13 protein-coding genes are annotated in these 22656 nt (G+C 44.7%); 4 read left to right on the plus strand and 9 right to left on the minus strand.

What is annotated here, in order from left to right:
- Positions 1-394: 394 nt before the first annotated feature.
- The 4 genes from polA to ABD128_RS06810 form a co-directional block, all read right to left on the minus strand.
- Entirely contained in the window at positions 395-3121 is a 2727-nt protein-coding gene (gene polA / locus ABD128_RS06795; protein ID WP_343988409.1) for a DNA polymerase I, read from the minus strand.
- Positions 3122-3296: 175 nt separating this feature from the next.
- Positions 3297-5759, minus strand: a complete 2463-nt coding sequence (locus tag ABD128_RS06800) for a GlyGly-CTERM sorting domain-containing protein (RefSeq protein ID WP_343988411.1) — start codon at positions 5757-5759, stop codon at positions 3297-3299.
- 37 nt (positions 5760-5796) lie between these two features.
- Positions 5797-6369 carry a hypothetical protein gene (locus ABD128_RS06805; protein WP_343988414.1) on the minus strand — a complete coding sequence of 191 codons (573 nt, stop codon included), beginning with the start codon at positions 6367-6369 and terminating at the stop codon, positions 5797-5799.
- 282 nt (positions 6370-6651) lie between these two features.
- Complete coding sequence (locus ABD128_RS06810) at positions 6652-8355, minus strand: serine hydrolase domain-containing protein (protein ID WP_343988416.1); 1704 nt, start codon at positions 8353-8355, stop codon at positions 6652-6654.
- Between the two features lie 456 nt (positions 8356-8811).
- On the opposite strand from ABD128_RS06810, the gene ABD128_RS06815 reads away from it, so the two are divergent.
- Genes ABD128_RS06815 through murI form a run of 3 tightly spaced genes read left to right on the plus strand, consistent with a single transcriptional unit; the run spans position 8812 to position 11541 of the window.
- Positions 8812-9378, plus strand: a complete 567-nt coding sequence (locus ABD128_RS06815) for a TRAP transporter small permease subunit (RefSeq protein ID WP_343988418.1) — start codon at positions 8812-8814, stop codon at positions 9376-9378.
- Positions 9371-10741: a TRAP transporter large permease gene (locus tag ABD128_RS06820; RefSeq protein WP_343988421.1), complete on the plus strand. Its 1371-nt coding sequence runs from the start codon at positions 9371-9373 to the stop codon at positions 10739-10741. The genes ABD128_RS06815 and ABD128_RS06820 overlap by 8 nt, the downstream gene beginning before the upstream one ends.
- Before the next feature lie 14 nt (positions 10742-10755).
- Positions 10756-11541 carry a glutamate racemase gene (murI, locus tag ABD128_RS06825; RefSeq protein WP_343988424.1) on the plus strand — a complete coding sequence of 262 codons (786 nt, stop codon included), beginning with the start codon at positions 10756-10758 and terminating at the stop codon, positions 11539-11541.
- 944 nt (positions 11542-12485) lie between these two features.
- Here murI and ABD128_RS06830 read toward each other — a convergent pair.
- On the minus strand, positions 12486-13589 hold the full coding sequence (locus ABD128_RS06830; RefSeq protein WP_343988427.1) for a TRAP transporter substrate-binding protein: 1104 nt from the start codon (positions 13587-13589) through the stop codon (positions 12486-12488).
- Positions 13590-13756: 167 nt separating this feature from the next.
- Here ABD128_RS06830 and ABD128_RS06835 point away from each other — a divergent pair, with 167 nt between their 5' ends.
- Positions 13757-14476, plus strand: coding sequence for a 2OG-Fe(II) oxygenase (locus ABD128_RS06835; RefSeq protein ID WP_343988430.1), 720 nt, complete (start codon positions 13757-13759; stop codon positions 14474-14476).
- A gap of 131 nt (positions 14477-14607) precedes the next feature.
- Here ABD128_RS06835 and ABD128_RS06840 read toward each other — a convergent pair whose 3' ends face one another.
- From ABD128_RS06840 to uvrD, 4 genes are all read right to left on the minus strand, one after another.
- The gene (locus ABD128_RS06840) at positions 14608-15741 is read right to left on the minus strand and encodes a S8 family serine peptidase (protein WP_343988433.1); all 1134 of its coding nucleotides are present in this window, start codon (positions 15739-15741) and stop codon (positions 14608-14610) included.
- A gap of 269 nt (positions 15742-16010) precedes the next feature.
- Positions 16011-17642 carry a S8 family serine peptidase gene (locus ABD128_RS06845; RefSeq protein ID WP_343988436.1) on the minus strand — a complete coding sequence of 544 codons (1632 nt, stop codon included), beginning with the start codon at positions 17640-17642 and terminating at the stop codon, positions 16011-16013.
- Between the two features lie 283 nt (positions 17643-17925).
- Complete coding sequence (locus ABD128_RS06850) at positions 17926-20217, minus strand: S8 family serine peptidase (protein WP_343988439.1); 2292 nt, start codon at positions 20215-20217, stop codon at positions 17926-17928.
- A 248-nt stretch (positions 20218-20465) separates the two neighbouring features.
- A complete protein-coding gene (gene uvrD, locus ABD128_RS06855) occupies positions 20466-22640 on the minus strand; it encodes a DNA helicase II (protein WP_343988442.1) in 2175 nt (724 codons plus the stop codon).
- Positions 22641-22656: the final 16 nt, after the last annotated feature.

Genomic DNA, 22656 nt, shown 5'->3' on the forward strand with positions numbered 1-22656 from the left:
CAAAACGCTGGTTTTTTTTTTGGCTTTGAGGTCTAACTCTAAAGGCTCTTCTGTCACTTCTTACTTAACAAAGACCCTAATAAAAAGTTTAGTACTAGTTTCAAACAGGCATAAAAAAAGGGGTGGTCTGAGGGAACATAGAACCACCCCAAATGTGCAATTCGGCTTGGGGAGGCCAAATCGCAAGTCCCGCTGTAAGGAGGGAGTCGCGGGGAGCACTTCATTGTGCTCAGTTAAATAGACTCCCTTTACGGTGGTTTGTTTCAAGAGTTTTGTAAGGTTGTGTAAAGATCGAAAGAAAGTGTGAAGTTAAGCGGTGTTAGCGACAAAAACCTGCGCTATATCACACTTTAGGTGATAAATAGCGCAAGTTTATTGATTATGATTTTCTGAACTAGTGCGCTTCATCCCAGTTATCTCCGACCCCAACTTCTGCGATTAATGGCACAGACAATTCGGCGACACTTTCCATCAGCTCAGGGATTTTCTTTTGAGCCAGCTCTAAATACTGCTCTTCAACCTCAAACACCAATTCATCATGAACCTGCATGATCATTGTGATGCCCGGCTGATCCTGTAGCCATTTATCCACTTCCAGCATCGCGAGCTTGATAATGTCTGCTGCACTTCCTTGCATCGGGGCATTAATCGCTGTTCTTTCAGCAGCTTTTCGGCGCATACCGTTCTTTGAGTGAATCTCAGGTAAGTACAGACGACGGCCATATAGCGTTTCGACATAGCCCTTTTCCGCTGCTTTTTCACGAGTATTATCCATATAAGCCTCAACCCCTGGATAACGCGCAAAGTAGGTGTTGATGTAATCTTGGGCAGTGTTTCTATCGGCCTCAATTTGTTTGGCAAGTCCAAACGCTGACATACCATAGATTAAGCCGAAGTTAATGGCCTTTGCGTTGCGACGCTGGTTATCGGTAACCTCATCAAGCTCAACACCAAAGACTTCAGCCGCTGTTGCTGAGTGTACATCCAGGCCTTCTTCAAAAGCTTTAAGCAAGCCTTTGTCCTGTGACAAGTGCGCCATAATGCGCAATTCAATTTGTGAGTAGTCCGCTGCTAGAATTTTACAACCTTCCGACGCTATAAAAGCTGTTCGAATACTACGACCTTCTGCAGATTTAATAGGGATATTCTGAAGGTTAGGCTCAGTAGATGATAAGCGACCTGTAGCTGCGATCGCCTGATGATAGGAGGTATGCAGTCGTTTTGTTTCTGGGTTGATCATCTTCGGCAATTTGTCGGTATAAGTTGATTTCAACTTACTTAAACTACGGTTTTCTAAAATTAGCTTTGGCAATGGATAATCAAGCGCTAATTCTTGTAATACTTCTTCTGCGGTCGAAGGCTGCCCTTTTGGCGTTTTCTTAATGATGGGCAGCTCTAATTCTTCAAACAAAATTGCCTGTAGTTGCTTTGGCGAGCCGAGGTTAAACTCTTTACCCGCTAATTCATAAGCCTTTGCTTCAATCTCCTTCAGGCGCTGCTCAAAGACACGGCTTTTTTCCAGCAAAAGTGGCCCATCCACTAACACACCGTTTCGCTCAACTTTCGATAATACTTTCACTAATGGCATTTCAATATGCTGGAAGACTTGCGCCGGCCCTTCTTCTTTTTGCAGTTCGCCCCACAGCTTTTGGTGAAGCTTCATGGTGATATCCGCGTCTTCGGCGGCATACGGCGAGGCTTTCTCTAGTTCTATTTGATCAAAGGTTAGTTGGTTCTTGCCCTTACCGGCGATCTCCTCAAACTTAATCGTCGGATGATTGAGGTGCTTTAAGGATAAGGTGTCCATATCATGGCGGCTTGCTACCGAGTTTAAGCAGTAAGACTCCAGCATGGTATCAAACTCGATTCCGCCAAGCGTAATGCCATAACGTGCTAACACGCTCATGTCGTACTTTAGATTTTGTCCGACTTTTTTAATCTCGTCGCTTTCAAGCAACGTCTTCATCTGCCTTAAAACGTCGTCTCGGTCTAACTGCTTAGGCACGCCCATGTAGCTGTGTGCTACTGGCAAGTAAGCCGCTTCACCACTAGCTAGCGCAAACGACATCCCAACCAATTCAGCTTCCATGTAATTCAAGCTGGTGGTTTCAGTGTCGAAGGCAAAAAGCTCTGCCTTTTTAAGCTTTTTCAACCACTTATCCAACTCAGATTGTTCTAAAATGGTTTCGTATTTACTGCGATCAATAGGGGTTTCACCGCTATCTTCATCGCCTTCTAACTCTTCCCCACCTTCTTTTAGGACTTCAGTTAACCAGCGTCGAAACTCCATCTTCCCATACAGTTCTTTTAACTCTGCAAGGTCTGGTTCTTTAAGCGTTAATTCTTTTGGCAAGAAGTCTAAGTCACAATCCAGCTTAATAGTTGCTAGCTCGTAGGATAGCGGCAGTTGATCGAGCGCCTCTCGTAAATTTTCACCAATCTTGCCACCAATCTTATCGGCGTTTTCAATCACGCCCTGCATTGAGCCGTATTCATTGAGCCACTTCACCGCTGTCTTTGGCCCGCATTTATTAACCCCAGGGATGTTATCCACTTTGTCGCCAACCAATGCCAAGAAATCTATGATCTGATCAGGCTTAACACCAAACTTCTCAATCACCCGCTCGTAATCGGTAATTGGGTTGTTTTTATCCATGGTGTTGATCAAGGTCACATTGTCACTGACTAACTGCGCCATATCCTTATCACCGGTCGAAATTAAAGTTTCGCGACCTTCTTCGCAGGCCTGTTTTGCCAAAGTGCCAATTACATCATCAGCTTCGACACCATCCACAACTAACAATGGCAATCCCATAGCCTCAACAATCTTATGGATCGGCTCAATCTGTTGACGTAAGTCTTCCGGCATCGGCGGACGATTGGCTTTGTACTCTGGGTATAAATCGTTACGGAAAGTCTTGCCTTTGGCATCAAACACTACCGCCATATGTGTTGGCTGATACTCATTAATTAAGCTCTTCAGCATATTGATCACGCCGAATACCGCTCCTGTCATCATGCCCTCAGAGTTCGTCATCCGCTGCAACTGCGGTACATGATAAGCACGGAATAGATAGGAAGAGCCGTCAACTAATATAAAAGGTGTTTGTTTTTCAGACATTGGAATATAAGGTTTTGAAGATTGCTTTAAGTGTAACGTATGTTGCCTAACAATCCTATATGGAAACGAATACCAGCCTCCATACATAAAAAAAGCCCAGCGTTAACTGGGCTAATAAAAATACAACCTTGATTATAGGAGTTTAGCTTAGCGCCTAACTTATCCTCAGTTCCCGCTAAACCTTAGTTCGACGCGCAACTGCGAAAAACGATAGTATCAGAACTCCCCACCAGTTCCAGCTACCACCACCGCTATTATCCACAGCGTCTAAGAAGTCAGGGGTACCGTCACCATCAGAGTCAGGGCACGGTGAACCATTAGGGCACTCTTCTTTGTCGCTCCTGCCGTCATTATCCGAGTCTGTGTCGACATCATTAGAAAGCCCATCGCCATCAGCGTCATAGGAACCTTCTTCTGAATCATTGATGCCATCATTGTCATCATCGGTATCTGCTTCATTACCTACCCCATCACCATCAGTATCTTCGCTTTCTGTAGAATCGAGTGGAAGATCATCCTGACCATCATTAACACCATCACCATCTGTATCCCCATTTGTTGGATCGGTTCCTTGTGCGTTCTCATCCTCATCACTTATTCCATCATTATCATCATCCATGTCAGCATTATTACCAACGCCATCACCGTCAGAATCAATGGTTTCATTTGGATCTAACGGAAAATCATCCTGATTATCATCAATGCCATCGCCATCTGTATCCGCATTTGTGGGATCGGTTCCTTGTGCGTTCTCATCCTCATCACTTATTCCATCATTATCATCATCCATGTCAGCATTATTACCAACGCCATCACCGTCAGAATCAATGGTTTCATTTGGATCTAACGGAAAGCCATCCTGATTATCATTAATACCGTCGCCATCTGTATCCGCATTTGTGGGATTGGTGCCTTGTGTGATCTCATCCTCATCACTTACTCCATCATTATCATCATCCATATCAGCATTATTACCAGCGCCATCACCGTCAGAGTCAATGGTTTCGTTTGGGTCTAATGGAAAGTCATCCTGATTATCATTAATGCCGTCACCATCTGTATCCACATTTATAGGATCGGTGCCTTGTGCGATCTCATCTTCATCACTTATTCCATCATTATCATCATCCATATCAGCATTATTACCAACGCCATCATTGTCCGTGTCAGTAGTTTCATTCACATCTAATGGTAAATCATCCTGATTATCATTAATGCCATCGCCATCTGTATCCGCATTTGTGGGATTTGTGCCTTGTGCGATCTCATCCTCATCACTGATACCGTCGTTATCATCATCCATATCAGCATTATTGCCAACGCCATCATCGTCAGAATCAATGGTTTCGTTTGGGTCTAACGGAAAGTCATCCTGGTTATCATCAATGCCATCGTCATCTGAGTCTGACTTAGTTGGATCCGTTCCTTGAGCTATCTCATCATTGTCACTTATTCCATCATTATCATCATCATCATCAACTCCGTTGTCACAAAGCCCATCAGCATCGGTATCCAACGGAATTGATGCAGGGTCTAGAGAGTCACTACCACATATCTTTTCATCTTCATCTGTGAATCCATCGTCGTCATCATCTGGATTAATGATAAAATCTATAGCTGTATTGATACTGTCGATTTCACGATGCATATCCTCTACTTGCTGTCGCAAGTCGGCTAGAACAATAGCTTCATCTGCAACGACGGAGTAATCGTTTAGTTTGTTTAAATTTATTATATCCGAGCCATTTATAGCTTCGGCAAGATTAACCACTCTACGTAACAATGCGGCTTTACCAACCGTGACTGTTGCGGCTTCAACCTCACTGCCACTACCTAGCGACACAGCGCCAGTTAGCAAGGCACTAGTATCCGTAACGCCAAGTACCAACGCATTTTCTACCTGATAATCTATTGACGGATCGCACGTCCAGGTACAGACATAGGGATAGGGTTCACTTAAGTCACAATCTGTTGCAGCATCTTCCAACACTGGCACAATATAAGCATCACCGATATTCAGTGTTCCTACTGGAGGTGGTGGTTCATTAATGGTTCCGGGAATCGAACAGTCATATTCAGGCACATCTCCATCTAGAGCCTGAACTAGGCGTGCATAGTTCTTATCAACAGACTTAGTTTGAAAGCTAAAATAAGGGGCCCCACCATTTCTAGTAGAATTTGCTTCGAGATTCCAACTTTGTCCAAATGCATTTCCGAACGCTGTATTATGAAGCCTTATCCTTACATTGTTCTCTTTTAACTTTAGAGTATCCTGCTCGAAGTTTTCATTATTTACACAATCAAACCCAACGCACATATTTGCAACTGGGCTTTGGCAGTCATACTCCCGAGATGGCTCCCCTGTTACAGGATCGTTTACAATAGGTCCCTTTGGTGTCACCCCAATGACATTCTCGCCTGCAGCAAGAGTCGCTATTCCCGAAGTGTCAAAATAGCCCGAGTTCTCAGGGGTTGGCGATAAATTTATTGGCAACAAAACCCCAGCTGTGCAATCGTATGCTGGTGCAGTACCATCACTTAGCCCACTCAAAATCAGATCATCATTGATCTCGAAATCAGCAGACACTATTTGCGATAACCCCCACCCCAGTATTACTAATAATATTTTTTTCATCATTTGCTTCACCTAATTTGTTTAGAGTTTAGTCCCTGCATTACGGCAAAGCATTCAAACGAGTAATGACTTCATCCAATCGTTGGTTTAATAGCGCCATCTCGGCTTGCAAATCCGTTATTTCAGCATTTACTGCAGCAATATCCGTTGCAGCAGCCGCGGCCGCGTTTGCTTCAAAATCATTAAATTGGCTTAGGGTTACAGCATCTGTTCCATTTACCGCGTCTGCCACATAAGTAACTCGCTTTTCATTTCCAGCACTACCCACGGAAACAGCTCCTGTAACCAGTTCTGCCCCAGCTCCCAAAGCCACCCCACCATTAGCCCCACTTTCCACTTGCACGACGGTTTCGCTACTGGTCTCGTCTCGAATGTAGAAAATACTGGTCATGTTAAAACCGGTCATAACCCCCATTAGCCAGTCTTGCGTGGGAAATGAAGCGGACGTACTGGTATCTTGAAAGCGTATTTGTGGCGTGTCGGATTTGATTTTCAACGTATCAAAATCGAAAACCTCATCGTTCATGCAGGGCGTCCCAACACACGCTGATCCATCCACAATGAGATCGTCTAGAATGACTTCATCAGCCGTGGCGACGGTACCCACGGACATAAATGTGATAAATAAAAGCTGTCTTACCTTACTATTCATAGTGTTCCCCTTTAGAAATTGACTGTTGTTGCATTAATTATTTTTATCAATTTAGCACAGGGGCATGAAGCTGACTACAATTTACTCATCGCCACAAAAGTATTATGTTGATTCATTCTTAGCCTAATCGACTAAAAAAATTTTTACTCTCTGATCTAATGTAAACAATCTAGTCTCGAATAAACTAGACTAATCAGGTAACTCGCTGAGGCCAGTCGATTGCATAAACTCCATTTTTCCTCGTTATTTCTTTCCCATAATGGTGGGTTGCCCTCGTTGAGTGATTGTCAGGTGTCTTTTCTCGACATCAAACTCAATAACAATATCGGCTAGCGTAAATTTAAACTTGTTATGCGATATTGGCGTTAATGGAAAAGCTGATTGGCCGGTAGCTTGCGCGTATAACTGACCGTTTTTGATCATAATTTCGATATCTAGGGGAAAGTTATCCGCTTGGTAGGTGCCAACGTATTGCTTTAAGGTCTTTTCAGGCACATTAATCGACTTTTCTTTTTCAACGTTTGTCACTTTAATAAAGACATCGGCTCGGCCGCCTTGTTTGATTTCGAACATGTCACTGTCGCGATCGAAGCGAATCTCAATACCTGCTTGTACAAACTCAAAATTATTTTCATCCAACGCTGATAAAGGGAAGCCACCTTGGCCAGTCGCCTGCGCATACAACTGCTTATCGACTAAAGTGATGGTAATGTCTAGCGGGTGCGTCTCGCTCTTATAATGCCCTTGAAGTGGTTCTAATAGCTCAGGTGCTAAATCAACTACCTTGCTAAACTCCGGAACTGGAATTTCATTTCCGAAATAGGCATCCAACAATGCTTCATAAACTTTGCGAATATCGTAGTTTAGGCCATTCGTCAGCACTACCACGCTAATATCGACCTCTGGATAATAGGCCAAATGAGAAACAAAGGCTTCGATGCCACCATTATGCCAATATCCCTGAAGTTCTTTCTCGCCATGCTTATATTTTGTGCCGAAAATGCCTTGGCCAAAACCATTCTCTAGCTCTAACATTGTGTCTAGGCTGGATTTATTAAGTAGCTTTCCCTCAAACAAGCCGCGAATAAATATATCTAAGTCACGAGTCGTCGAAACAATCGCCCCAGCCGAATATGCCACCGACATATCCCATTCTGGCACCTGCTGCCACTTTTTATCTTGTATTTGATAAGAATAAACTTCAGCATTGTCCGGATTGATACTTTTGCCAAGCAAGGTATTTGTCATGCCTAATGGCTTGTAAATACGTTCCGCCAGTAATTCGGCATAAGACTTATCGGTTAAGTGCTCTAGAATATAGCCTAGTAGTAAGTAGTTACTATTACTGTAAGCAGCTTTTTCTCCTGGCTCAAAGTCTGCAGCAAAACTTTCGATTTTTTCGACCAAAACCGCTTTTTCTTGATGCGTCTGATAATAAGTCATGAAGTCAGGCTCATCGGTATAGTTATGAATCCCTGAGTGGTGATTCAGCATATGTCCGATGGTGACTTTGTCGGCATTGGCTACATTGGGGTAAAAGGTTGCTAACTTTGTCTCTAAACTTAGTTTGCCCTCTTCTACTAATTGTAAAACCAGAGTTGCGGTAAAGGTTTTTGTGATTGAGCCTACTTTATACTTGAGCTGATCTCTTGAGATACCCACATTGTCGTCGCTCGGTACTAATGCTCGATGATAAATTTCCTTGCCATCTTGATATAGGGCGATGCTTCCCAAAAGCCTGTCGTGCTCCGCCAACGCTCCGAAGTAAGGATCTAAAGCTGTCGCCATACGTTGCTTAGCTACATCCGCATTCTCCACAATTTCTATACTTTTTGTACTAACAGCTTTCGTTGTAGCCCCTGCGATTGCAGCCACACCTGAGGTGACCAAAGTACACAGCAGCGCTATTCGTGCGGCACCCAAGATTCCTGTTCTATAGTTTTTCATGCCTAACCTCATGCTCAGTGGTTTTATTCAAGAGTCCGATTTCCTATCAAGGATTTATCATATACAGTGCCTGGCAAAAATCCTAATATTCTAATATTGTGATTTGTAACGAGATCTGTCGCGAGGCAAACTGTCTGCGTCATAAAAATGGATCTTCAACTTAAATTCCAGTATCTTTCTAGGTGTCTTAATTTATTGGCGCCTGTTTACTTTTTCCACAGGCAACTAGGTTCTGTGGATAACTTTGTGAAGAAGTTTTGGTTAAAATGGTATAAGCCCGATGAAATAGACGCCTTTTGCTTTGGGGAGCAAAAACTCAGTATAAAATCCTTTTATAACAATAGCTTAAAAGACCAACTAAAAGCTACACTTTAGAATATAGCGCTTAAGCGTTATAACTTTGCTGTGGATAAGTTGAATTAAAAGCTTTGTTATTACACAACAAAAGAACGATAAATGCTTAAAGCAACCACGTTAAAACTTCAGACTTTTTTAGACTCAGTTACCGAATGGACTGGTAAGATTATATCTTGGCTGACCCTTTTTATGGTCTTAACCGTTACTTTAGTGCTTATTCTTCGTAACTGGTTCGATTTAAGCGCGATAGCTCTTCAAGAATCGGTAAACTATATGCATGCCTGCGTCTTTATGTTGGGTGCCGCTTTCGCCTTAAAGCATAATGACCATGTTCGCGTCGACGTTTTCTACCAACACTTTTCACCCAAAAAGAAAGCCATTGTAAATATCCTTGGTTTCTTCTTTTTACTGCTTCCGGTCTGTCTATTTATCTTTATTTACTGCAAAGATTATGTGCTCTTCAGCTGGGCGCTTGGCGAAGGATCGAACCAACCCGGTGGCATTCCTTTGATGTATCTTCTTAAGTCGCTGCTACTGGCGATGCCTGTTGCACTAATCATCCAAGGGGTTTCTGATACTTTAAAGTGCAGTGCATTCTTGCTTGGTTGGCTCGACACACCGGAACTTTTGCGAACCGAAGAATTAGCGGAGACACACCATGCTTGAGTTGATGCCGTTATTTCTCTTCCTTGCCGTCTGTGGCGTTTTGCTATGGGGCTACCCCGTTGCCTTTTCACTCGCCGGAACCTCTTTAATTTTCGTCAGCGTTGGTGCTTTAAGCGGAGTTATCGAACCTGTCCAGCTCAACTTTATGGCCGGCCGTCTGTTTAAAATTATGGATCGCACGACGCTCATTGCTGTGCCACTGTTTATTTTTATGGGCTTAATGCTTGAGCGTACTAAGATTGCCGAAGATCTCCTAGAGTCCATGGCGACCTTGTTTGGAAAACTTAGAGGAGGAATGGGCTTCGCCGTTACAATCGTTGGCATGCTTCTGGCCGCTAGCACCGGTATCGTTGGTGCGACCGTCGTTACAATGGGCTTGTTGTCCCTTCCCGCCATGCTAAAGCGTGGTTATAAGCCAGAATTATCTACCGGCGTCATCTGTGCATCCGGCACTTTAGGGCAGATCATTCCACCATCAATTGTGTTGGTATTATTAGGCGATGTTCTAGCCAACGCCATGACCGAAGCCAAAGGCCAAGGCTTAGAAACTGAGCAAGTGGCTTCCATTGGCGATCTCTTTATGGGCGCTGTCATTCCTGGGATGTTATTGGTAGTCGGTTATATGCTTTATATCGCCTTTGTTGCTTGGCGTCGCCCTAACGATGCACCAGCCATGGAGATTGATGATAAAGATCTAAAACACGCAATTTGGTTGGCGCTAAAAAGCTTATCGCTACCACTGATTCTAATTGTCGCGGTCTTAGGCTCCATTCTTTATGGCATCGCCACACCGACAGAAGCCGCCGCAATCGGTGCTTTTGGTGCCATTGTACTCGCTATTTTACGCAAACAGTTCACACTAGCGCGCCTTATCGACGTTATGCAGTCCACAGTTAAAACCACCAGTATGGTTTTCCTGATTCTTATCGGCGCTTCTATATTTTCGTTAGTTTTCCGTATGTACGGTGGCGACGAGATGATTCGTCATTTCTTTACCGATCTACCAGGCGGCCTATTTACCGCGCTGTTAATTGTGATGGTCGTAATGTTCTTGCTAGGCTTTATTCTCGACTTTATCGAAATCACCTTCGTCATAGTGCCTATTATTGGCCCAGTATTGCTGCTGATGGGCGCAGATCCCATCTGGCTAGGCGTGCTTATAGCGATTAACTTACAAACTTCTTTTTTAACACCACCTTTTGGCTTTGCCCTATTTTATTTACGCGGCGTGGCACCAAAAGAGATACAGACCGCACAAATTTACCGCGGCGTCATTCCATTTATTGGAATACAAGTTATTGTTCTAGCCCTAATCGCATTCTGGCCCCAGCTCTCAACCTGGCTGCCATCGGCAGTAGGCTAACATAGGATTTTTGTATGAGCACAAACCCAATAGGTATTTTCGATTCTGGCGTAGGTGGTTTATCGGTTTACCAAGCCATTCGCAAACACCTGCCTAATGAAACTATTATTTATTTTGCAGACTCGGCCTACGCTCCCTATGGCAACCTTTCTAAGCAAAAATTACACGAGCGCTGTCAGCACATCGCTAACTTCTTCGTGAAGCATAAGGCCAAAGCAATGGTTATCGCCTGTAACACAGCCACCGCTATGATGGCGGACTGGCTTCGTGCCGAGTATGACCTGCCCATCATTGCGCTCGAACCTGCGATAAAACCTGCAGTCTCCGTTACGAGGACAGGACATATTGGTGTCTTCGCTACCGAAAACACACTGAACAGCAGTCGCTATCAAAGACTGGTAGCACAATTTGCTCGCGATAAATCGATTCACCAAATCGCTTGCCATGGCTTTGTCGAACAAATTGAAAAAGGGGATCTTGATGGCCCAGAAACCACAAAGTTAGTTAAACAATATTTAGAGCCACTTCTCGAGTTCAAAGTCGATACATTAGTATTAGGCTGCACGCACTATCCCTTCTTAGCGAAAACCATCAAAAAAATCGCAGGCACAGCCCCGCTAAAGCTGCTCGATACAGCGGATGCGGTATCATTACAGTTAACACGAGTACTCGCTGTCAATGCGTTATTTAATAATCTACCACATGAGCAAGACTATTTTTTCTCTAGCGACAACCCCAAGAACGCAACACCAGTGTTTACAAAATTACTAAGCAAAAAGGTTATCGTTAGCTCGGCATAGCATCAAAACATTAAAATCATATCAGATATCTTTGGGATATGCGATACTGTTCACATTCTAGTAAAGATAATATCTCTTAGATTAACAGCACTACTAAGTCTGGTTAAAATACCTCGGTTAAGTGGTTGAATAATTGAGGGATGTTTTGCAACAACATACATGGATAAGCCGTTGCCTCGTGGCTCAATTAGATCCCGAAGGCATTATCAAAAATTACACCATTCAAGTTGCCTGTAACGCTAGCGACGAAGTCGACCTTCACCGCCAAATCCGCGCTCATCTGTAGAATCATAATTTCACACTTAAATCCATTGAATACACAAGGTTAATCCAAGAGCATCTTGATCAAATGGACTATTACGATCAGGTCAGTATCAATTTAAGCGCAGAAGCTGCACGACATGGATATGCATTGGGACAACTTGAGCCAATTAAAGATCAACCCAGTTCCATCAATGCCGAAGGACCTAGTTATCTAAACATCCAGTCACAGCCGATAGAGTTTTCTTTCAATCCAGCAAAGCCGTCGTGGCAGCAGCCCTGAATCGATCCGAGCTTAAAACAAACTCTTTTTAATAGCAGCACCTTCGATGACTTTAATGAACAAATCGCAGCGGCAGAATCGGTTAATTCGCTTGATGCTATCGGTGAAGAGATGAAACCTTTAGCCAAATCTCTGCCTGCGGACTTTGAGCTATTAACAGAACTCAGTCACAATTAGGCAATGCCTATATCAAAATGGCGGACACCTTAAATAATCAACGTCGCTATCGACAAGGCGCTAGAAGCTTAAAGAAAGGACGTGAGATTTTAAATCAGCTTGAAGGTGCTAACTCTTAGTTAACTTTTATTTGAGCGCCTTTTGGTGCTCTCGGATATTCTCCTATAGGTTTCCCCTCCAGGAAGAGTTAGGGCTGGTAAAACAGTCCTAACTCTTTTTTTATTTAGCGCCGTGATTGGTAATAACTTAACTCAGAAACGCGGTGCCACTCTTTGGCCTGCTCCTTGAACTCTACGAATGACTTAAGGATTCGTTGATCGAGCTCAGTTTCGGCCTGCTCTTGAAGCATCCCTTCTGATATTGTTTCTAGCTCTTTCAGAACTTCTTTCGGTAACTCACGAAGTTCGACGCCATGCTTGTTGATTAGGGTCTGCAAGGCTTCGTTATTTTTCGCCGTAAAATCAGCTAACAAGTCAGCATTTGCCGTGCGACAAGCGGTGGTTACAATCTGTTGTAAATCCTTCGGTAGCGCTTCATACGCTTTCTTATTAATCAAAGCTTCTAGTGTGGTGCCGGGTTCGTGCCAGCCTGGATAATAGTAATACTTTGCTGCTTTAAAAAGGCCAAATGCTAAGTCGTTATAAGGCCCAACCCATTCAGCAGCATCGATAGCGCCCGTTTCTAATGAGGTAAAAACCTCGCTACCTGGCATCAAAACTGGAATGCCACCTGCACGGCGCCAAACCTCACCACCAAGACCCGGAATGCGCATTTTCATACCTTTTAGATCATCTAACGAGTTAATTTCTTTATTAAACCAACCCGCCATCTGCACACCCGTATTACCACACGGTTCTGGAATCAGTCCTAATGGCTCGTACAGTTCACGCCATAACTCCAGGCCTCCGCCATGCAACAACCATCCATTCATTTCTTGGGCATTGAGGCCAAAAGGCACTGCCGCGAAAAATGGTGTCATGGGTAATTTACCCTTCCAATAATAGGAAGCACCGTGGCCAATTTGGGCTGCACCACTGGCCACAGATTCAAACACTTGCAAGGCAGGAACCAGCTCTCCTGAGCCATAGACTTTGACTTCCATGCGGCCACCGCTAAGCTCATTAATCAGTTTCGCCAGATATTCCGCGCCCTCGCCTAAACCGGCAAAATTTTTCGGCCATGTGGTGATCATGGTCCACTTTATAACCTTGCCGTCCCACTTTTTGACTGGCGCTTTGGCCTCTTTTTTATCTCCCCCCGTGCACGCGGACAAACCCGCTACGGCGGCCCCAGCTCCTAGTGCACCGATAAATTTTCTTCTTTTCATTCAGATAACCCATTGATTAATCTTGCTTTGTTTATGCTGTTTTTATAATGGTCGAGCAAACACCTGTTTTACTCAGCACAAACCCTGTTAAAAAGACTGGCAACAATTTACCCAGTATAATAGGCTATGGCAACTTTGATTATAAAAAGATCGACTAGGGGGTATTAATGTCGAGTTTTATTAATATATATGAACAAGCGCTCGATCCTGACTTTTGTAATAAATGTATAGAAAAGTTTGAACAAAGTCCTCACCAGCGTCTCGGTGAAACCGGCCACGGTGTTGATAAAATTAAAAAGAACAGTATCGACATTACCGTGACTCAATATCCGGACGAATGGCAAGAAGAAATTCAGTACATTCAACACGCGGTTTTGCGCGGTATGATCCATTATGTTCGCCAATATCCTTTCTTGCTGGCGGGCGCCGTCTCCTTGATGTTCCAAAACCAAGATGGGGAAATGGAACAGTTAAGTTATGTTGACGTTGAGAAGATGGACGACCAAAGCTTGGCTCAGTTTATTCAAGCCGTGTACCGTCTTGGCCCAGTCAATATGCAGAAGTATAACAAAGGTGAAGGTGGTTATTTCCACTGGCACTCAGAGCACTATCCGCACCCTAAGGATCCGAATCAGGATTCACTACATCGTACTTTATTGTGGATGTTTTACCTCAATGACGTAGAAGAAGGTGGCGAAACTGAATTTTTCTATCAACAGGTTAAAAGTAAGCCGAAGCAAGGTTCATTGGTTATCGCGCCTGCTGCGTTTACTCACACGCACCGTGGTCTGAAACCTGTTTCTAACGATAAGTATATTTTTACCAGCTGGGTACAGTATCAACGTGCGGCTCAACTATACGGACAGCCAGAGCAACCTCAGCAGTAACCATCTAGCTCAACAAAAGCCCCTGATTCAGGGGCTTTTGTTGTAGTGCATGTAGGATTTTAGACTTACCTTCTCGTTTTTCTTACTGCATAAAAAAGGTCGCCGAAGCGACCTTTTAGTTTTTTCTACGATTATAGGTGAATAATCGGATCAGGATTGCCGTCCGGATCATTACCAGCTGTACCGTCTGTCGCTGGATTACCATTCTTCAACATAATCACAGCACAAGCTGCTGGTGATGCCATCGAGGTACCAGACATTGTTGTTGTACCGCCGCCATTTCTTAAGGATAGAATACTTACGCCTGGAGCAGCATAATCAACTGGCGGATTACCATAGTTCGACCATGATGCTAAATTATCATTTGAGTCAGTAGCGGAAATGGTGAAAACTCGGTTACCGTTAGCTCGCGCTGGCGAGTGGTTGTTAGCATGATCGCCATCGTTACCCGCCGCTAAAACGAAATAGGCACCTGAGCTTTGTGCGGCCGCTTCGACAGCATCATCCAACTCTTGGCTTATAGGGCCGCCTAAGCTCATATTAGCACAGTCACCTGGTGAGGCGTTTGCTGCTACGTGATCAACCCCAGCGATTACGCCTGAGTATGAACCTGAGCCACGTGAATCAAGAACTTTAACTGGGACTACTGTAGCGCCAGCGGCTACACCAACAACATCCTGCGAATTATCAATGGCGGCAATGGTTCCTGCAACGTGTGTACCGTGCCCATTACCATCGTCAGTGTTAGCATCTTTGCCTTTGGTAAAGGCTGTAAAACCGCGACTAGTGTCTACATTTAAATCACCGTGGTCAGTATCAATCCCTGTGTCCAAAACCCAAGCGGTATAACCAGAACCATCTTGTGCTCCACCAACACGAGTGACGCTCCACGGCGTTGTTTGGCTACCACCGCCACCGCCGCCACCAGGTTTTCCTTTAAAACTAACACGAACAACACCATCCGGTGACATGCGCTTAATGTTCATATCGCCACCGAATGCTTTTTCAGCCGCGTGACACGGAGCATTAACTGTAAATCCTTTTATGGAGTTTTTGTAAACATGACGCACAGAAGCGTTAGCGCGCTGAGCCATACCCTTAGCAAGCCCTTTAACTTCTGATGCATTGACACTGTCATGCAAAGTGATGATACAACGGTTTTGTACATTCAGCTCATCACTTGACGGGTTGGTCGGCTCAACTGCCAGAGATTGTGTCGATACAATTGCCATGCCAACAGCACTAGCTATTATCGTTTTTTTCATTAGAAAATTACCCCATTTGGTTTTAGATTTAATTTTTTAACTATTTATCATAATGCTTTTCACATTATGTTTTATTATGCATAGTACAAACTGATACAAATGCAAGATACTTTATAGCAAGATCAAATACTAAGCTCAAGCTTTATTGCTCAAATTTTATACTGGTTTTACCAATTATATATTCTAATGCATAAATGCATATATTGTTTTTTTTCAGCACAAAAAAAAGCAGGGATAATCCCTGCTTTTTCTGCTAATCAACTAGTTAATTAACCGCACTTTTTAGGACCACCTTTACATGGCTCAGGCTCTGGATCACCACCGCCATCTCCGCCACCGTCAACAGCTCCAGTACATCCGTTAGCCGTTAAATAATCGCTAGCAGCTTTGGCTTTAACAATACCGTAACCAAAGTAGTCATCACGACCCGTGGCACCTTGATCTTCCGCTGTCGCTTTCATTGCGATTCGAACTTCAGTACCAGAACAACTCGGGTGATTTGACCAGACTAATGCCGCAACACCTGCTGCTGCTGGAGTCGCCATTGAAGTACCGCTCATGTAACCATAGTCACTGCTACCTGAGTTGATGTCTGCATTAGCAGCTCCAAGGATTGTTGCGCGATCTTCATAAGCTGTGCCAACTGCTGGAATGTTGGTAGTTACGCCTGTGATGTCCATGTTAACGACACCTTCGCCAGCAACATTGTTGATAACAACGGCTCCAATACCGCCAGAATTACCACAATTGTTGATTTTATCCGCGAACGAGATGTTACCGCGGTCAATGAGGCATACCTTTCCGTTAGCACCTGCATCTGTTGCTTCAGCCGTACCCATAAAATATGTCGCACCTGAAACGGTACCAGTGTTGTCAGTTGCAGAAGCTGCAACGCCGGTTCCATCGACGGTGAGGCTTGCAATTGTCGCGCCACCTGATGGGTAAGTCGATAATGTATTAACACCACCCGCCGTCACTTCTACACCATAACCGTCATGCGTTTCTGTAGTCGCGCGCTTTCCGCGACCTGATGTCACAGTGTTTGATGGGAACTGCGAGAAATCAGCAATGTTGTTGTTGCCGTCATTGGCACCAATCATCATTACTGACTTATAGCCTGCAGGGTATGAGCGAACACTGTTACCATCGTTACCCGCCGCAGCTAAGACTAAACCACCGTTAGCTGTAAAGGTGTCGAACGCTGACTCTTCAACGCTGTTAGCTCCACCGCCACCTAGCGACATAGTGATAATGTTTGCGCCAGCTTGCGAACATAGATCCGCTGCTTGTGCTAGGTCTGATGAATAACCCCAACCTGCAGCATTGAATACTTTAATGATGTGCATTGGAACGCCTGGCGCCATGCCGACAACACCGATACCATTATCCACAGCACCAACTGTACCTGCTACGTGAGTTCCGTGTGGACCACCGTCTGTGAACCAATCGCCTGTTCCTGAGTCACTATCACCAGTGATTACTGACCAGTCGAAATCGTTGTTTTTACCGCCTGTCTCGCCTTGTCCACCTGCGATACCCGAGTCGATCACACACACTTTTTGGCCAGGGCCAAGCGTTAGCTGATCTGCTTGTGACTGATACACCGCATACGGTGTCAATTGTTGTGCTGATGGGTCGCCCGCATCGTCGTTATAAATGGCCATTGGGTAGCGCTTCAAATCTTTTTCCATTTTTTTGAATCCACGCTTACCACGAATGGCACTCTTCCCCTTCTCATCTAAATCTACTGCAAACCAATTATTGCCCTGTGCTAATACTTTGTGACCTTTTTTTAGCCCTTGCCCATTATCGTTATAAGAAACAATAACTCGCTCTGCATGTGCTGCTGTGCCTAATGCCAACATGGTTGCCGCACAAGCCAATTTCATTTTTAAGTTCATACTACCCCTCTTCATTTTGATATTTGCTTTTTTTTAAGCAACAAAAAAACTCCATCACTATGGGTAATGTGTTAACTATCCATAGTCGATGAAGCTTGTGATTTGATTAAAACAGCTTATGTAAAGATGTGTCAACTAACAATTAATCTAATCTTTTACTTTGTTTAACTACTGATACATAACGATACAAAAGATATTTATCTTAGATTAGGTCTGTTCTTTAAGCCCTTGTTTTCCATAAAAAAGGCCGCCGAAGCGACCTTTAATTTTCAGATAACCGAGTTTAGTTTGAGCTACCGGTTAAAGTTACACCTGAGTAGGACTGATAGCCTCTTAACATAATATGGTAAGTCCCAGCTTGTGCCGTTAAGCTACAGCTTTCGTTGTTACCATTGCGGTAAGGTCGGCAATCGTAAGTGCTCGTTGTGGGTTGGCTACCATAACGAACATACAGGTCAGCATCACCAGAGCCACCTGAAATCGAGATATCTACCGTGCTTCTTCCAGCTGGAACTTCTAGTGTGAAGTATTGCGTGCTTGACTGAGCGCCTGAAAGGTTAGTCTCATTAAGGGTGTCATTGATACCGCCACTTTCAGTATAGTCAGCGACTAAACTGGTGTTCGAGTAAGAACTGTAACCACGAATCATGACATGATAAGTACCTGCTTGTGGTGCCGAGAAAGAACAGCTTTCTGTATTACCACTTTTATACGGGCGGCAATCATAGGTTGATGTTGTTGGTTGAGATCCAAAGCGCACATACATATCGGCATCGCCAGAACCACCGGCCATGTCAAAAGTTAGATCCGATGCGCCTGCTGGAACTTCAAAAGTGTAGAAGACTTCTGAACCTTGAGCACCGCTAATACCTGTTTCGCTAACGCCTTTAGCCAGTTCGTTGCCACTTGGTGGAGGTGGGTTACCGCCGCCACATACAGTGTTTAACTCATCGATAGTCGCTTGTGTTTGGACTAATCCATAACCCGTGCGATCATCACGACCTGCGACATCTAAGTCGATAGCTGCATCTTTCAATGCCTGGCGAACTTCTGCCGCCGTACATGATGGATGATGACTCCATGCTAAGGCTGCTACGCCCGCAACGTGCGGTGTCGCCATCGAGGTACCGTTGTAGTATTCCCAGTCTTGGCCACTATCTTTCGACATGGTTACACTTTGGCCTGCTTTGTTTGCTAACTCTAAACCCGTTGTGCGATCCACTGAAACTACCGGTGTATTACCAATCTTTGAATCAAAATCGATCAAGAAAGGGTGCTGTAAACCAGGGCGTGCTGCATTACTGTATACCACAACTCCTGATGCGCCGGCATCCATACATGCATTTACCGCACGGTATTCAGGGTAATTGTTTTCAGTCGTGCTTTTATCATCCGCCTGATTTTCGCCACGTTCGACTAAACACACCTTACCAGTCATGCTTGGACAACTATAGGAAGTGCCTGTGGTTGTACAAACGCCTAAGGTGCCAGAAGCTGAACCAACATTAGCAGCATTGTCAAAACTCAAGCTACTGTTGTAAAAGTTTTGTGGCACTACGCCGTTATCAAAATAATCAACACCACCGACTTCAAGCTGACCTAAATAGCCATCACCAATGCCCACGCTTGAAAGAATTGCTTCGCCTGGCGCTGCGATTTCTACTTGGCTCGTATATTGTGAGAAGTTTGCGTGCTTGTTGCCTGAGTCTACAGCGCCAACTGACATGACCGCATCATAAGATGCTGGGTATGAGTGGCTTGAATTGCCGTCGTTACCTGCCGCCGCAATGCTTAAGACACCATTGTCTAAGTGACTTTGGAAGGCGTTGCGCTCAGTGGTTGAAGAACCGCTGCCGCCTAAACTCATGTTGACGACGTTTGCGCCGTTATTGGCACACTCGTCGACCGCTGCAACTAGTGATGAAGAGTAGCCCCAACCAGCTTCGTTAAAGACTTTAATCACATGAATATTTACGTTAGCGTTTGGCATCACACCAACCACGCCAGAACCGTTTGCTACCCCAGCAATTGTTCCTGCAACGTGCGTTCCGTGAGAACCGCCTGGCTCGTACCAGTTACCCGTTCCCGAATCGTTGGTTCCTGAGTGGTTGTTACTCGCAAGGTCTGAGTTATTAATGTCATAACCTGAATCGATAATACATACTGTACGGTTACCAGCGTTGCTATCAGAAACAACATCCGCTTGAACTCGTGAAATACCCCATGGCTCTATTTCTGTCAGGTCTAGGTTGGTGGAATACAGCTTACGCTTATGATCAGGCTCAACGTACTCGACGTTTGGGTTATTTTGTAATGCTTCTAAAGCTTGAGTCGAAACCTCGATCGCAAACGCATTATGTTGCTTCAAGTTAACTTTGAGCTCACCGCCGGCTTTCATCGCCATCGCCTTTGCTTGTTTACCGTGCCCCGGTTTGAACTTCACAATAACGCGTTGCTTATCTTTATCTGCGGTTGGCGCTGTAATGGTTGTTTTGCCTATATTACCCGCTGCATGCGCTGAAACGCCTAAGGCCAATAGTGTGGCCGTGCAAGCCATCTTCAATTTAAATTGCATCTACTTACCCCCGTAAGTTTGAATGTTTATTGAGTTTGCTTATTTTTTAGTGTTTGTGGGATTTGCCAAAAACAAAAAAGCCCTGTCCACTAGGAAGTGCAATGTCGCTTCCCTAGTGAACAAGGCTTCACTGGATTAAAACAGCTAATCAATTAACAGATCAAGGATAAGTTTTTACATTTTACATTTCGGCTACGAATTGTTACACAGCAAATATATTTCAGATTATCTCTATTAAAATCAATTATTTATGTAGTAGGTTCTAATTTAGCATACGCTAACATTAGTTTTTTTAGGCCTTCTTTTTCAAAGTTCACCTGAACCGATGCCTGTGGGCCGTCACCCTCATAATTTATAATAATCCCCTTTCCAAATTTAGGATGCTGTACCAGTTGCCCAAGATAAAAACCTTCGGGGCCTTTGCGCTTTATCGGCGATTGTTTTTGGAAAACAGGACGCTGCACTTGCGTGTTGAGACGAACTTCGGTCATCAACTCCGCAGGAATTTCATTAATAAATCGCGACACCGACGGGTAAGTTTCACGCCCCCACATACGACGTTTTTCTGCATAAGTGAGATAAAGCTGTTTCATCGCTCGCGTGATTCCGACATAAGCCAAACGGCGCTCTTCTTCGAGGCCACCCGGTTCATCGAGCGACATTTGATGCGGAAATAACTTTTCCTCCATGCCCGCAATAAATACTAGCGGGAACTCTAAACCCTTGGCCGAGTGCAAGGTCATCATCTGAATCGCTTCTTGATACTCGTCAGCTTGGGTATCGCCCGCTTCCAAAGAGGCGTGGGCAATAAACGCTGTTAGTGGCGTCATGTCTGGCGTTTCTTCAGGAATAACTTCATCAGGATCAAACTCACGAGTTGCGTTCACTAGCTCTTGTAAGTTTTCCTTACGCGCCTGTGCTTTCTCGCCTTTTTCTTTATTAATCTTGTCCATCAAGCCAGAATGCTCGATCACTACCTCGGTCTGCTCCCACAAATCGAGCTCCTGGGTGCTCGAATCAAGTTCGTTGATCAGGTGCAAAAAGCCCGCCATGGCAGTTCGCGCACGCGGTGGTAATAACTGCTCCACCACCATTTTACTAGCCGCTTGCCATAATGAGGTTTCATCAGCACGAGCTTGCGCACGAATGAGATCGACCGACTTTTCACCAAGACCACGTGCCGGCGTATTGACCACCCGCTCAAACGAGGCATCATCGTCACGATTGGTCATGAGGCGTAAATAGGCCAATGTATCCTTAATTTCCGCGCGTTCGAAGAAGCGCAAGCCACCATAAATACGATAAGGAATATTACGATTAAGCATCGCATCTTCGAGAATCCGCGACTGTGCGTTGCTTCGATAAAGGATGGCGATATCGTTATAACTATTGCCCTGCTGCACCCAGTCCTCGATTCTTGCGGCAATAAAGCGTGCTTCTTCCTGCTCGTTAAAGGCCGAGTAGACTGTGATCGGCTCGCCTTCGTTACCTTCTGTCCACAGGTTCTTGCCCATTCGTTCGCTATTAAAGGCAATGACGGCGTTAGCTGCTTTCAAGATAGTGCTGGTTGAGCGGTAGTTCTGCTCCAAACGCGAAATTTTGCAGTCAGGAAAATCATTCTCAAACTGTTGAATATTCTCGATTTTTGCGCCACGCCAACCATAAATCGATTGATCATCATCGCCAACAATCGTGATGCGATTGTCGTCATGACACAAAAGACGGATCCAAGCGTATTGTATGGCGTTGGTGTCTTGGAACTCGTCGACCAGAATATGCTTAAAGCGATCACGATAATGCTCTAACAAATGCGGATTATTCGCCCACAGCTCATAAGCACGTAGCAACAGTTCATTGAAATCCACTAAGCCTGCGGTTTTACAGGCCTCTTCATAAGCGTAATACACTTTGACCATGGTGCTGACGAAGAAATCACCATGATGCTGAATATTACCAGGACGCAATCCGTCGTCTTTTTTGCCGTTAATAAACCACTGCGCTTGTTTCGGCGGCCATTCGTTATCGTCAAGATTGAGCTCTTTCATCACTCGCTTGATGACTCTTAGCTGATCCTGTGAATCTAAGATCTGGAACCCTTCGGGTAAGCCGGCATCACGATAGTGAGCACGCAACAGTCGATGGGCAATACTGTGAAAAGTACCAATCCACATACCTCTCGCCGGCATCGCCAACATATCCTCGACACGCCCCAGCATTTCTTTAGCGGCTTTATTGGTAAAAGTCACCGCCAATATCGAGTGTGCAGAGAGCTGCTCGACTTTAACGAGCCAGGCAATGCGGTGAACCAAGACACGAGTTTTGCCCGAGCCAGCGCCGGCCAACACCAGTAACGCCTTGTTTGGTGCTGTTACTGCTTCAGTTTGTGCATCGTTTAACGATTCGATTATGCTAGAGGCATCCATATAGGCTATGCTTACC

It is taken from the genome of Kangiella japonica (genome assembly GCF_039523535.1).
GTDB lineage: Bacteria > Pseudomonadota > Gammaproteobacteria > Enterobacterales > Kangiellaceae > Kangiella > Kangiella japonica.